This is a genomic window from Microbacterium sp. cf046 (assembly GCF_900114345.1).
GTDB lineage: Bacteria > Actinomycetota > Actinomycetes > Actinomycetales > Microbacteriaceae > Microbacterium.
Map to the genome: position 1 here is coordinate 1,004,070 of NZ_FOZJ01000003.1, position 12,042 is coordinate 1,016,111.

12 protein-coding genes and 1 pseudogene are annotated in these 12,042 nt (G+C 64.7%); 9 read left to right on the top strand and 4 right to left on the bottom strand.

Annotated elements, in window-relative coordinates:
* Nucleotide 1 precedes the first annotated feature (1 nt).
* Nucleotides 2-2,902 (bottom strand): annotated as a pseudogene (recC, locus tag BM349_RS17045) (exodeoxyribonuclease V subunit gamma); the annotation flags it as partial.
* 133 nt (nucleotides 2,903-3,035) lie between these two features.
* Nucleotides 3,036-3,737, bottom strand: coding sequence for a hypothetical protein (locus BM349_RS17050; RefSeq protein WP_217645693.1), 702 nt, complete (start codon nucleotides 3,735-3,737; stop codon nucleotides 3,036-3,038).
* Between the two features lie 375 nt (nucleotides 3,738-4,112).
* On the opposite strand from BM349_RS17050, the gene BM349_RS17055 reads away from it, so the two are divergent.
* The gene (locus tag BM349_RS17055; protein WP_091708641.1) at nucleotides 4,113-4,490 is read left to right on the top strand and encodes a hypothetical protein; all 378 of its coding nucleotides are present in this window, start codon (nucleotides 4,113-4,115) and stop codon (nucleotides 4,488-4,490) included.
* 129 nt (nucleotides 4,491-4,619) lie between these two features.
* On the opposite strand, the gene BM349_RS17060 is transcribed toward BM349_RS17055, so the two are convergent.
* The gene (locus BM349_RS17060) at nucleotides 4,620-4,973 is read right to left on the bottom strand and encodes a PASTA domain-containing protein (RefSeq protein ID WP_091708643.1); all 354 of its coding nucleotides are present in this window, start codon (nucleotides 4,971-4,973) and stop codon (nucleotides 4,620-4,622) included.
* A gap of 371 nt (nucleotides 4,974-5,344) precedes the next feature.
* Here BM349_RS17060 and BM349_RS17065 point away from each other — a divergent pair, with 371 nt between their 5' ends.
* From BM349_RS17065 to BM349_RS17080, 4 genes are all read left to right on the top strand, one after another.
* On the top strand, nucleotides 5,345-5,758 hold the full coding sequence (locus tag BM349_RS17065) for a nuclear transport factor 2 family protein (RefSeq protein WP_091708645.1): 414 nt from the start codon (nucleotides 5,345-5,347) through the stop codon (nucleotides 5,756-5,758).
* 150 nt (nucleotides 5,759-5,908) lie between these two features.
* Nucleotides 5,909-6,583 carry a DUF998 domain-containing protein gene (locus BM349_RS17070; RefSeq protein ID WP_091708647.1) on the top strand — a complete coding sequence of 225 codons (675 nt, stop codon included), beginning with the start codon at nucleotides 5,909-5,911 and terminating at the stop codon, nucleotides 6,581-6,583.
* Nucleotides 6,558-6,890 carry an ArsR/SmtB family transcription factor gene (locus BM349_RS17075; RefSeq protein WP_091708649.1) on the top strand — a complete coding sequence of 111 codons (333 nt, stop codon included), beginning with the start codon at nucleotides 6,558-6,560 and terminating at the stop codon, nucleotides 6,888-6,890. Before BM349_RS17070 ends, BM349_RS17075 begins: the two co-directional genes overlap by 26 nt.
* On the top strand, nucleotides 6,890-7,351 hold the full coding sequence (locus BM349_RS17080) for an SRPBCC family protein (protein WP_091708651.1): 462 nt from the start codon (nucleotides 6,890-6,892) through the stop codon (nucleotides 7,349-7,351). Before BM349_RS17075 ends, BM349_RS17080 begins: the two co-directional genes overlap by 1 nt.
* 139 nt (nucleotides 7,352-7,490) lie before the next feature.
* On the opposite strand, the gene BM349_RS17085 is transcribed toward BM349_RS17080, so the two are convergent.
* Nucleotides 7,491-8,480, bottom strand: coding sequence for a hypothetical protein (locus BM349_RS17085; RefSeq protein WP_175525348.1), 990 nt, complete (start codon nucleotides 8,478-8,480; stop codon nucleotides 7,491-7,493).
* A 279-nt stretch (nucleotides 8,481-8,759) separates the two neighbouring features.
* Between BM349_RS17085 and BM349_RS17090 the strand changes: the two genes are divergently transcribed.
* The 4 genes from BM349_RS17090 (at nucleotide 8,760) to BM349_RS17105 (ending at nucleotide 11,957) form a co-directional block, all read left to right on the top strand.
* Nucleotides 8,760-9,164 carry a hypothetical protein gene (locus BM349_RS17090; protein WP_139230963.1) on the top strand — a complete coding sequence of 135 codons (405 nt, stop codon included), beginning with the start codon at nucleotides 8,760-8,762 and terminating at the stop codon, nucleotides 9,162-9,164.
* Between the two features lie 663 nt (nucleotides 9,165-9,827).
* Complete coding sequence (locus tag BM349_RS17095) at nucleotides 9,828-10,409, top strand: hypothetical protein (RefSeq protein ID WP_091708659.1); 582 nt, start codon at nucleotides 9,828-9,830, stop codon at nucleotides 10,407-10,409.
* Nucleotides 10,410-10,642: 233 nt separating this feature from the next.
* Complete coding sequence (locus tag BM349_RS17100) at nucleotides 10,643-11,215, top strand: hypothetical protein (protein ID WP_091708661.1); 573 nt, start codon at nucleotides 10,643-10,645, stop codon at nucleotides 11,213-11,215.
* A gap of 199 nt (nucleotides 11,216-11,414) precedes the next feature.
* Nucleotides 11,415-11,957, top strand: coding sequence for a hypothetical protein (locus BM349_RS17105; protein ID WP_139230964.1), 543 nt, complete (start codon nucleotides 11,415-11,417; stop codon nucleotides 11,955-11,957).
* Nucleotides 11,958-12,042: the final 85 nt, after the last annotated feature.

Below are 12,042 nucleotides of genomic sequence, written 5' to 3' on the forward strand. Positions count from 1 at the left end.
TCAACCGGTGCCGGGGACTGAGGGCTCCGTACCCGATACCGGTGAGACAGGTACCGCGCACGTTATTGACAGTGCCAAGTAGCCGGGTTCCGTCTCTCAGGTCGACGTCGATCTCGTAGGACTCCGCCTCTTCGAGAAGCGGTGCGTCGGCAGCGCGGGCGATCGCCTCTGCGCGGGACCCGACGACACTCAGCACTTGGGTGCCAAGCGGACCAGGTGGGAGGGTACCTCGGGCGAGCTCACGGTCACGGATCCGGGCGGTGTCACTCCCCATTAGAAGCTCACGCAACACCCGATCCCCCAACGCCCACTGCTCAAGAGCGGTCAGCTCAAGCGGGAGAGTGTCTTCCAGTCCCTCATCGACCTCGGTGGTACTGATTTGCAGTCGTTGACGCAGAAACTCCCGTGCAGGATGGCACAGCAATGCCACGAGGTCCTCCAACGCCACATCGGCGAGCGCCAGTGTTGGCAATGGCTCATCTGTCAACAGGGGAGGGGCAGAACGATCCTGCGCCGACGAGATCGCACCGGCATATGCGCGCGGATCGAAACTGAACGGGCGCGCGGTCGCCCAGGCCCCAGTGATGAATGCACGCGCATCGAAAGGTTGTAGCGGATGGTGGGTAGTGACCGTTTCCCGCGCTGATCGTCCGTCGGCGCCAATCGCGGTGCGGTCGAGGGCATCGAATAGTTCACTCAACGGAACGGCTGGGGGTACCGGGGCGCCGGTGCGTTGATCGTGCGCGGTGTAGATGACGATGAGCCGTTCGCTGGCTGCGCCGATTGCATCCAGGAACAGCTGGCGATCCTCGCTGCGAGGGTCGCGGTCGCCGATCCACGGGTCGCGGGCGAGCAGATCATCTCCTTCGCGGACACTTTGACGAGGAAAGGCCCCGTCATCCAGCCCCAGCAGAATCACTACACGATGGGGAACAGACCGCATCGGTACGAGCTCACACACCGTGAGAGCGCCGGTACGGAACCCGGCCCGGGTCGGACGTCCCGCCAACGCCTCCCGCAGCGCCGGGCGGACCTCCTGCAAGGTCAACATCAAACGTGGGGCGGCTCCGCCAGCATTGTCGACGAGCACCTCCTGCAGTAGCTCGCGAAGTTGGAGACCCTGCCACGGCGCGTCCGGGTCCGGCAACGTCAGGCCGATCGTCACCTGGCGAAGGATGTCCGCCCACTCCGCCGCGGTGTGCGGTTGTGTGAGCAGAGTCTGTGCGGCATCGACCCGGTCGAGGAACTCGGCGAACCGTCCCAGCAGGTCCAGGTCAGCGGAGTCGATGTCGTCCGCGGGGAGCAGTTGCGCCACGGTGGGTGCGTCGTCACTGGCTGCATCGAATGCGGCGCCGAGCAGCAGTCTGTCCATTCCTCTCCGCCAGGTGCCGTCAGTGACCATGGACAGTTGCCACTGACTCCTATCCGCATCGTTTAGTCCCCACCGGACATTCGATGCGCGCGTCCACGCGCGCAGCTGCTCGCGGGCTTCGTCATCCCAGCGGAAACGTCGGGCAACCGCCGGCAGCTCAGCGAACTCGAGCACCTCGTTCGCGGTATGGCGTGCCGTGCCGAACTGGAGGAGCGCGTCCAGGACGGCAAGCACGGGATTGGACTGGTGGAGGGCACGATCGGCGATGTGCACTCGAATCTGCTCCGCCGGGTGTGTCTCGAGACCCGGGGATCGGGGCCCGAACACCGCTGATAACAACGGCGCGAAGGTCTCGATATCGGGGCACATGACCAGGAGGTCTCGTGGTTCGAGAGTGGGATCATCCGCCAACAATCCGACCACGACTTCGCGGAGCACTTCCGCCTGCCGGGTGCGACCGTGACAGGCATGCACCTGGACACTGCTATCTGCAGCAGCCAGGACGGTGGGTGATTCGGGAACGATGTCGCTGGCTAGGTCCTCCCGAACCCTTCTCAGCAGGTCGGTGTTCCCGGTCCGCGCGGGTGAGGGGTGGTGGATCGACGTGTGGGCAGGCGCATAGGTGCGCATCAGCATCTGCAGTTCACGAACGTCACGCGACAGACTGCGTAGAAGCGGATTGGAGAGGGACGTGACGTCCTCAGATCGGCGCACAGCGACGGCTGAGCGGCAGACGGACTCCCACAGAGCAGGGGAACTGTGGTGCAGCCATACGTGCACGTCCCGGTGCTCTGCGAGGGCGTAGAGCATCTCGAGGTCGCGTCGGGTCACCCGGCTCGGGCCGAACACGCTCAGACGGCGCGGCAGCGTTGCCCGCTCGGGGTGAGCCCTCACATCTTCGACAAGCTGAGTTTGCAGGTCGACAGGAGATGTGCCCCCGAGCTTGTCCATCACGCTTCGCCAAAGTCGAGGTTGCCACCGCTCAGCAGCAGCAATCGGCGAACCTTCCGACAGGACATACTCGTCGGCTGCCCACCGTTTAAGCATCTCCTGCCGAGAGTGGGAGTACGCGTCGAACAGCCGAGCAACCTGAGCCGCGAAACCTAACCGTCGATCCGGCACTTCTCGTTGGCCTGCGCCGTTCGGAAACAGGTACTGGCGCGGCAGTCGGCACCAGTCCTCGTCGAGGTTCTCGTCCAGAGCGGCAAGGACCGACCAGGTCAGACGTGATGGCGCCCAGGCCGCCAACCTTTGCCCAATCATGGGGGAGCTCTCGGCGGCTGCATCATCGAGCATTTGCCGAGGGGAGGGGAAGGCGACATTCGCGCATACCCCGTCCCTGGGCGCGATGACGTCGAATCCGGACGTCCCTAGGCGCAGTGAAAGGCGTTGCGTCAGCCAGCGCTCCACGCCCTTCGCAGGTACGGCGACGATCTCGGGCGCAAAGGGATCTTCCAGGGGGTCGGCGAGTAACCGCGCGAGCTCCTCCGCGAGCACTATCCCGGTCTCTGCTCGATGCACGACAAACATGCTCACCCCTTACCTGTGAGAGTAATGGGTGCTGAGTTGGCGTCTAACACTTGTCCGGACCGAACCATCCCGGCCGCCCACTTTGAGTAGAGGTGAGTCCGCCCGCAAGCCGGTGCCTCAGCGGTCGGCTCGTCTAGGACTGAGCCGACCCTCGCGATCCGCCGAGGTTTCCGTCTGTCAGCGATGTGGGGATCAGTGCACCTGCTCGCCAGATCGCGTCCGCGGTCATCCGCGGCGGGAGCGCGGAGTTGCCGAGCGGACCCCCACCGATGGGGACGAGTTCCAGTCGGCGATCGGTATCTGCAGTCTTCCACTCCAACACGTCCGTCCACTCCAGGATGATTGGACCACCGCTCACGGCCCCGCGCTCGTGCGTGTCCACGTACTCGAGTGTTCGGACGTTGGCGGCATCGATGTATTCCTTCTGTCGAAGCGGCGGCCCAGACCACAGAGACACCGAGTCCTCGCGAATCATCAGAACGTGCGACCATCCGGAACTCAGCAGCGGGGCGGAATGGGCAAACTCCTTCTTGCTCTTCTTCGACACCACGACTTCCAAAATGACTGCCGAGGGATTCGCGGCCTTGATCAGCGACATCCGCCACGAACGCAACGCGAGCAGCCCGGCAGCGAGGAGGAAGGACACACCGAGCCCGAAAGGGATGGGCCAAAATCGAGAGAGAACCACGTATCGCCGGTCATCGAGCAGCTCGTCCACGTTGTCGATCGTCAGCTCGGGAACCAACGACAACACCACCAAGCCGGTCCAGATCAGCACCGCCCCGATCGGGATCAACACAGCCGCGCGCAAGATAAGCCGCTTCGTGATTCCCACCAACACATGGTGCCACGCTCGCCGCAACTCGCCGCCAAGGTCCAAGATGTGCCGCCGGAAGAAGTTGCAACGCACCCCGCGGCCCGTGGGCCGGTCGCTCACCGGTGCAAGTGCACAGAGGGAATTCCAAGCCGTCGCTGTGAGCGGATTCGCGCTACCTTTGCGACCAGTCAATAGCGTGTGCGGCTGTGGCTCAGGTCCTGAGAAGCGCGATGTCAAGGTCTATGTCCGGGGAGGGGTGTGCGTTTGAGCTCAGCGCTCGATCGACGGCTATGGGGTCTTCTGGCGCTGGTGGCTTGCGGCCTTCTCGCGATCTCGATGGCGTCGTGTTTGCCCTTCCCTTTTCCGACAAGGCCGACGGACACACCTCTTGCGATGACCGTGATCGACGGGGATCTGACGTTCAAGTGGTGCGGTAAGCCGACTGCGCGCATGAGGGCGTTGTCTATCGAGTACCGGACAACCGAATTGGACGGCGAGCTTCAGATCGCCGCTGGCGGCGAAGGGTCCTATCGAGTCGCCCCGGGCACACAGTTCTCCGTGACCAAGCCGCCACCAGGTGTGACCTACTCGGAATCAAAAGCGGTGCCCATCACGGAGGACTTCACTCAGGTGCACGTCTACGGCGGGCAATCGCTCGATGACTTGAAGTTCATCTTCGGCGTCTTCGACACTGACGGGCTCTCCGAGTACACCGACGGGCTCTGGATCTACCCGAACGGACAGGTCACAACAACTCCTTGCGAATCGTGAGTGATGGGCGCGCAGCGACCCGCTCGTAGCAACGGACCGGCCAGCACTATTGGCTTCCGTCGGTTCGACCACAGCGGCCGGAAGCCGGTCGCTCAACGTTCGCAGTCGGCCGCTCCGCGTAACGTCTGCCTAGGCGTTGTCGGGGCGGTCGGTGAGGTCGATGTGCAGGTCGTGTGCCGGCGCGGCGTGCGCCGTGTCCTGAGGTGGCGGTCCGCTGCTATCACGGAGTGCGTTCGACTCTGCATCGCCGTGCTCCACGATCTCCACGACGACCGAGTCCCATCGGTAGAGAAGGGTGCCGGCTTCAGGGCGTTGAGAGGTGATGTAGAACAGTCCCGGCCACGCCAGAGCGCCGATGGGTGGTCCATCGGGGTCAGGATTGGCCAGTGTCACGCCGGCTGCCGATGCGATGTCGCGACCGACGTGGAAGGGCATGTCGACGACGTCGGGCACCGTGACGCGGTCCGCTGCTCGCTCGGCCATGGACCCGACGGTACGCCTCCCAACCCGCTGAGTCGACGCTTGTAGGCCAACATCCGCCGTCCGCGCGCAGCGCGGTAGCCCCGCGCGCGGCTCAGTCGACCGATGCTTGACCCGTGACCGCGTTGCCTATACATCGGTGGGTGGAGCGGCGACGATTGGGTCATGAGCGGCGGCAAGCGGTGGAGGCGTGCCGCGGGAGTCGCGGGCGGCGTCGCCAGAGCTGCGGTGAGTTTTCTCATGTGCGTGTTCTCCGCGCTCCAGGCCACTCCTCCGGGCGGGCCGCTACCTCCGCCGCCACCGGAGGTAGCGGGCCGGCGGGACACATCGGAACATCGGCCCTAGGTAGTGGCCGGATCAAGGGAGGGAACTCGATGGTAATGGACCTCAGTGCGCCGGTGATTGTGGCTGATTCCGCGATTGCGCGTTCGAACGCTGCGGTGGTTGTTCGCTTCTTCAGCGAGGTGCTCGGCGCGAGCCACGAAACGGCAGCCGTCGACAGCTTCCTTGATCCCGGTTTCGTGGACCACGATCCGGCGGGTGATGACAATGGGGTTGCGGGGGTCGTCGCAAAGCTGGCCGCACTGTGGCAGGCTGTCCCGTCGGGCCGGTATGCGCCGTCGGTGATCATCGCCGCGGGCGACCTCGTGTCGGTGCTCTCACGTCTGGAAGTCGACGACAAGGGCGCAGGATTCGCCGATGTCTATCGGTTGATCGACGGGCGGATCACCGAGCACTGGCACGTGGTCGACAACGCCGCCCTCACGGTTCTGCTCGAGTCGCCCTGACTCGGACAACGGCGTCCGCGTACGCGCCACGGCGGCTGAGCGCGCGGCACGGTTGCCGATGTCACGTCGGAGGAACGCTGTCACAGAGAGATTGAACTATCCGGTTCACTATGCAATACTGAACCGATTAGTTCAGTCTTGGGAGGCGTTATGAACGGTTCGACCCGCATGCTGCTCACCGGTGCCGTTGTCGCGACGCCATTGTTCGTCGTGGTGTGGGCTTTCCAAGCGTTCACTCGCGACGGGTTCCGGCCGACATTTCATCCGATGAGTCTGCTGGCTTTGGGTGATGGGGGCTGGGTGCAGGTCGCGAACTTCATCGTCACCGGGTTGCTGATCGTCGGCGGCGGGATCGGGCTGGGGCGAACCCTCCGACCGGGCAGGCTCGCGCGGTGGGCGGGGGCGCTCGTGATCGTGATGGGGTGCGGTCTCGTGATCGCCGGGATCTTCGTCACCGACGCCGGCGCAGGCTTTCCCGCGGGCGCGCCTGAGGGTGCGCCGGAGATGTCCTGGCACGGCGCGGTGCATCAAGTCGGGTTCGTGCTCACTCAGCTCGCGTTCACGGCCGCGGCCGTGGTGCTCATCGTGCTGTTCGCGCGCAACCGGAATCGCGGGTGGGCGGTCGTGTGCTTCACCGCCCTCGTCGCGGCGCTGGTCATCGCCGCGTTTGGCAGCCCGGAGAGCCTCGCGATCCGCCTCGTGATCAGCTCGGCGATCGAATTGGGCCTGATCTCCGCGCTCGCGGCGCATGCTCTGCGCGACCTGCGGACGGTGAGCGTGGCGGCCTATCCTGAACCTCATGGTTCAACAAGCCGAACTCGATAGAACCTTCGCCGCGCTGGCGGACGGCACGCGTCGTAACGTCCTGCAGCGCCTCGGGGACGGGCCGGCGCCGGTGTCCGTGCTCGCGGATGCCGCGGGGATCACTGTCACCGGAATGGCTAAGCACCTTCGAGTCCTCGAAGACGCCGGGCTGGTGACGACCGAGAAGATCGGCCGCACCAGGCAGTGCCGACTCGGCGGCGAACGATTGGATGATGCGATGGCGTGGATCACTTACTACCAGCGTTTGTGGGAACGCCGCCTCGACGGACTCGACGCATACTTCACCGCGCTGAAAGGAACGCACTGATGGCCGACACGACCACGCCGCTGGAGTTGCGGATCTCCCGCGTGATACCCGCGTCCCCCGACGAGGTGTTCGACGCGTACACCGACGCCGAGAAGCAGAAGATCTGGTTCAGCATCCTCGATGAGCGACCCGGCATCGTCGAGATCGAGGTCGACCTCCGCATCGGCGGCACGCAAACCGCCGTGTGGGGTCCGGATGTCGACACGCTGTTCCGCGAGACACAGACGTTCCTCGAGATCGACCGACCGCGCCGGCTGGTGACCGAGTCCACCGGAACGAGCCCCGACGGCATGACCATGACCACGCGCATCGCGATCGACTTTGCAGCGGAAGGCGACGGCACCCGCATGACGATCGTGCAAACAGGCTTCCCGATGCCCGAGATCCGAGACTTCTTCGTCGACGAAGTATGGAACGGAGCGCTAGCCCGTCTCACGGCCTACGTTCAACAGAACCGGTGACCACGCGCGCCACCATCAGCCGCAGACCGACACAGTAACGAACGCTGGGCGGTCCTTGACCGTGCGGGATCGGCGCATGGACCCTTGCGTCTTCGGAGCATCCGGGTTCCAGTTCTGGGGGTGACCTTTGTTCGCGTGCCTACTGGGCTGGTGGCTGTGTCGTCTCTTCGGGTGTCGACACATAGCGTCGGAGGTAGTCGTCGATCGCGAGAGTGCTGCGGCGCTTGATCTCGAAGACCTCATCGTTGAAGAGATCGCCCAGACCCGCGGCGGTGCTGAACTCCGGGCCTGCGATCGCTCTCCCGCCGAAGGAGTCCGAGATCGCCATGACACGCGCGACGTTACCCTCGTCGATCCCGTGACCGTCGAAGAGGAACAGCCGCTCCCGGTAGCCGTCCTCGCACTCGACGAGTGTGCGGGCGATCCGATAGTGGGGTTCGCGGCGGCCGGGGGGAAACCCGAGGGACACGCGATACGCCTCGGCCTCGGCGACCGATGCCGCGATGATCTCGGTGTGTCGGTCGGTGAAGGACGTCCGGACAGCGATGTGTTGGGATCTTGGCGCCAAGCGGTCCAAGGCGCGCGAACCGAGAAAGAGGACCTGGGCGGAGAGATCCGCGAGCCATGCGCCGTCGAACATCGTGGGATCTTCGAGCACGCGCGCGTATGCGTCGGCGCCTTGGCCGAGGGTTGCGCCGATGTAGTGAAGCTGATCTTGCAATTCGACACCCGCCGCGCGGAACAGGTCAGCTAGCGGCAGCGCTTTCAACGCGGCGGACTGCTCCCACCGTTGCGCGAACATCTCGCCGCGCCCGGCGAGGACCGCGGCAGCGTGGTCGATCGTCTTTTCCCACGTTCGACGCCCGAGCGTGTCGATGACGGACCAGAATTCACCCTCCGAGAGCGGGATTGTCGCGGTTGCAATGATCTCCACCCACTCCGGCGGCGCATAGCCGTTCACGTTCCCTGCAAAGAAGGTCAGGGTCTTAGTCGCGTCCAGGACGGGGGCTCGCGCGTCCCAGAGAAGTATCGGCTGCCCGACGACACCGGCGAACGAAAACTGTCCAAGCGGCGCCTCATCTTCGCTCGGGAGGTCCCACGTCTCAATGGACTTGCCATCGATCAGCATCCGGAAGGTCTCCACACGCGTCCTGGCCGTCACCGCCAGCGACCGCAGAACAACACCCGACACCTGACTCCCAGCCCGAAAGCGCACGCCGTCACTCTATGCACTCGCCCGCTCGCCGTCGTGTATCGACTGGACGGCGCCCTCAGCCTGCAGTTGACTCGGCGCGGCGTCGACGTAACTGCCGGGACGCCGCGTCGGAGGCTACGAGCGCCGGGTTTGTAGCGTACGCGAGCCGGTCCCTCACCGAGCGAGCCAATCGGCTCTCGGTAAGGTCAGTCGATGAGCAACGACCCTGAGCAACCGCCCCATCGATGGGACTCGCAGTTCGGCGAACTATTGGTCTCGGGCCGCACCGTGGGGTACGTGTATGTTCGCGCCTCGGTCAGTGGCTTCGAGTGGAGTCCGAGTCGATGGTGGCGGGTGTCGAAGGCGCGGGACGCGTGGGTCGAAACGGAGGAGTGGTTCATACGACCCGACGGCGCCGTGGAATCATACGCAGGCGACAACGTGGGTCCGGAGGCACAGTTCGCGCAACTTGACGCCGGCAAGTACACCGTTGCACTTGCTCGCCTCGACCCGACCACCGTGCCGGACGCGTCGGGTCGCACCGAGACTGACGTGGACCTCCGTTGGGTCAGCGGCGATGGGCGCGATCAGCTCTTGGCTCGCCTCCGAAAGGGATGAGGGGCGCTCGCGAACGTCCTGGGAGCGAGTCGCCCGTTGATCCGCAGCATCCATTGCCTTCGCATCGTCCTCAGCGTGCCGGCGAGCGCTTGCGCCGCGGGACACCGGCGCCGCCCGGACGACGGTGCGTCTACGCGCCGGCGAACGGCTGCAAGCGGCTCAAATGCCCGGATCCCGCCAGCAATGCTGAGTTGCTTCATTGGCCCGCGGATGACCAGAGGCCAACTTATCGCGGTGGCATGATCCCAAGGACTACTAGCACGATCAACGTGATACCGATTCCGACGAAGACCAAGCCACCGATTCGGTTCCACCAGATGCGGAAGGGGCGGGTGTGAGGTGGGGGCTGTCGGCGCCTGCGCTGACTCTCAGCGATCCGCACATCGCCTCGGGATTGATCGCAGCCCAGAGCCCTGCGCTGATCGCCAACACACTCCAGACAAGAATGAAGATCGTCGGCCCGGACACTGAACAACGTTAACGCCGTCGAGCGCGCGGCCACACCGTGGACAATCACTCGCCGTTTCTCGCGCTCTAAATGCCCCTTTCGTCGAATCTCTGCTCGCCCCGCTCGGAAGTCGGTCGCTGTCCGTTCGGGGCAAGCTCCCTCCGTTGCGTAAAGTGACTTCGACGGAGCCGGGTCTCCGCTCGAAGAGGAGAGCGATGGGAGCGCAGCTTCGCCTCGTCAGGTTGCGCTGGGTGTGGGGAACTGTTTTCGCTGTTCTCGCCGTCCTAGCCATGGCTGTGGTCGTCGCGGCGACTGTCGCTCCCGCGCGGGCCCCTCTCACGGAGCCGGAGTTCTTGAAGGTGGACAAGCGCGAAGTCACCGAAACAGTCGAGGCGTTCGTACATGCCTGGCGCGACGCAGACTGTGCGACCTACCTCGCGATAACCACCCAGCGCGAGCAGGAGCGCGCGGGTATCACCGATTGCGCGACCTTCGAGGCGAGGGCACGCGCGTTCGCTCGGACCGTCACCGACATTGAATTCGCGGTCACCGACATCCGCGGGCCGGACTATCAATACACCGTGACGACCCAAGAGCGCTTTACGGTGCAACGCGACCCCGATGACATCCAACTGTCGGAACCGCAACACGTCACTGTTGAGTACTCCTACGACGTCGTCCCACACGACGACCACTGGGCGATCTTGCGGTGGAACGAAACAAGCGCATGTGCGTATTGGTCTCCTGTGCTCACCACACAGCGCGGGCCCGAGTGCTGGAACGAAGAGTCCAGCTGAGGCACCTTTCGTGGGCGCGGCGCGCGTCTGACCGGTGTCCCCGCGTTCGACATGCTCGCGCGTTCGCCGATCGCTGTTCGAACCGCGGCGACCGTCTTCTGCCACGCCAGAACCTAGGCTGGGTTGGCTACTTGCGTTCGCCTATGCGCGGGTCGACGGAGGGGGTCAATGGGCGATTCCTGTTTCGCCGCACTCCACGGATCCTTGGGGTGGCCGGTGGACGCGGGTGCGGCATGACACGGACGTGGCCGTGGATCCTGGCGTGGACGATCGGGACAGCAGCGCTCGGTTGGCTGTCCGCGGCCGCGCTGCTCGTGTCGACCGTTCCCGCGTGTGGGTGGGCGGTAATCGACTCGGGCGTGGTGCGGGCGGAAGTGTGGGCGAATCATCGGCTGACCATTGTCGTAACCACGTTGATTGCGTTGTTGTGGGTGGTGGGCTGCGCGCTCTGGCTGAAGCGCACGGGCCGTGGCGGTGGAACCGCGGCAGCGGCGCTTTGCGTCGGTTTCGGCGCTGCAGCTTGGGTGGCGCCCTACCTCGGTCTCGGGTACACCATCTACGACTATTGGACTGAAGGCGTGCCCCTGGAGGGTGTCCCCCGTTTCGGCGATGGGCCGTGCGGCCTTGATGTGAGCCCGTTGGGAGCAGTACTCGTCAGCGGAGGGTTGGTCGCGATGGTGGGCTGGGTCGTCTATGTGATCACTGAGGCTGCGACGGACACCAGCCCGGTCAGCGAAGCGATCGATATCGATCCACCCAACGCGACGTCGACGCCTTCCGCGCGTACTGGCGAGCACCCGCAATAGCGAAACCAAGACCAGCGCGGACCTCTCTAGCGAGAGAACCGCACCGCCCGCGCCCGCCCTGTGCGCCGAGGCCTGTTGCACTCGTGCACTCGCCCCGGCCGCCCCGTCCGCAGACGGGTCCTGCCACGTGCCAGTCAGCGTTGTTCACGAGGTTCCTTGCCAGGGCGGGGTGGCTGCCTGAGGCGTCTATCGTGAATATGTGACTGGCCTGACGCGGTACCTGCGTTCGAGCGAGATAGGTCGGAGAAGGAGCGCGCGCGCTGTGAATTCTGTAGCGTCGCTGCGTTCGCTGAACGACGAGTTGAAGAGCGTCGGGAGACTGCCACGCATCTTCAACGCAGTCGTTGCCATCCTGTTCCTCGTCGTGGTGTGGGCGGGGTGGGTCGCTTCGGGAAATGTCGTTATGGCGGTCGTCTTCGCCGTGTTGCCGATTGCAGTGGCGGTATGCGCACTGCCGGTGAAGGCCTGGGCGACCGAGGACTCGCTTTTCGTCCGGTCCTACTTCTCGACGTTTGAATTCCGATTCTCCGAAGTAATCACCTTCATCGACTTGCCGTACTCCGGAGTATGGAACCGATTCTCGGGGGTGGATGGTTGGCTAAACCTGCGCCTTCGCATGATCGAGGTCGCGCTTGAGGACGGACGCGATGTGCCGCTGCCGGCGACAATGTCCGGCGCGCGTGTCGGCTCACGCCTGGCTGACTTCCTGAATAGCCGTGTCAAGGATGCGCCCAATGGATGATTGGTTTCCGAAACCGCTGGGAGCCGGGTAGGCGAGCCATCCCGTGCGGCGAGAGCGCCGGGTCTGGGCAACGCGGCCCGGACGT

What these genes read in the sequence shown, in the direction of transcription:
- BM349_RS17070 (WP_091708647.1), top strand. Translation starts at nt 5,909, where the DNA reads ATGAACGGTTCGACCCGCATGCTGCTCACCGGTGCCGTTGTCGCGACG.
- BM349_RS17075 (WP_091708649.1), top strand. Translation starts at nt 6,558, where the DNA reads ATGGTTCAACAAGCCGAACTCGATAGAACCTTCGCCGCGCTGGCGGAC.
- BM349_RS17080 (WP_091708651.1), top strand. Translation starts at nt 6,890, where the DNA reads ATGGCCGACACGACCACGCCGCTGGAGTTGCGGATCTCCCGCGTGATA.
- BM349_RS17055 (WP_091708641.1), top strand. Translation starts at nt 4,113, where the DNA reads ATGACCGTGATCGACGGGGATCTGACGTTCAAGTGGTGCGGTAAGCCG.
- BM349_RS17095 (WP_091708659.1), top strand. Translation starts at nt 9,828, where the DNA reads ATGGGAGCGCAGCTTCGCCTCGTCAGGTTGCGCTGGGTGTGGGGAACT.
- BM349_RS17065 (WP_091708645.1), top strand. Translation starts at nt 5,345, where the DNA reads ATGGTAATGGACCTCAGTGCGCCGGTGATTGTGGCTGATTCCGCGATT.
- BM349_RS17090 (WP_139230963.1), top strand. Translation starts at nt 8,760, where the DNA reads ATGAGCAACGACCCTGAGCAACCGCCCCATCGATGGGACTCGCAGTTC.
- BM349_RS17085 (WP_175525348.1), bottom strand. Translation starts at nt 8,480, where the DNA reads ATGCTGATCGATGGCAAGTCCATTGAGACGTGGGACCTCCCGAGCGAA.
- BM349_RS17060 (WP_091708643.1), bottom strand. Translation starts at nt 4,973, where the DNA reads ATGGCCGAGCGAGCAGCGGACCGCGTCACGGTGCCCGACGTCGTCGAC.
- BM349_RS17100 (WP_091708661.1), top strand. Translation starts at nt 10,643, where the DNA reads ATGACACGGACGTGGCCGTGGATCCTGGCGTGGACGATCGGGACAGCA.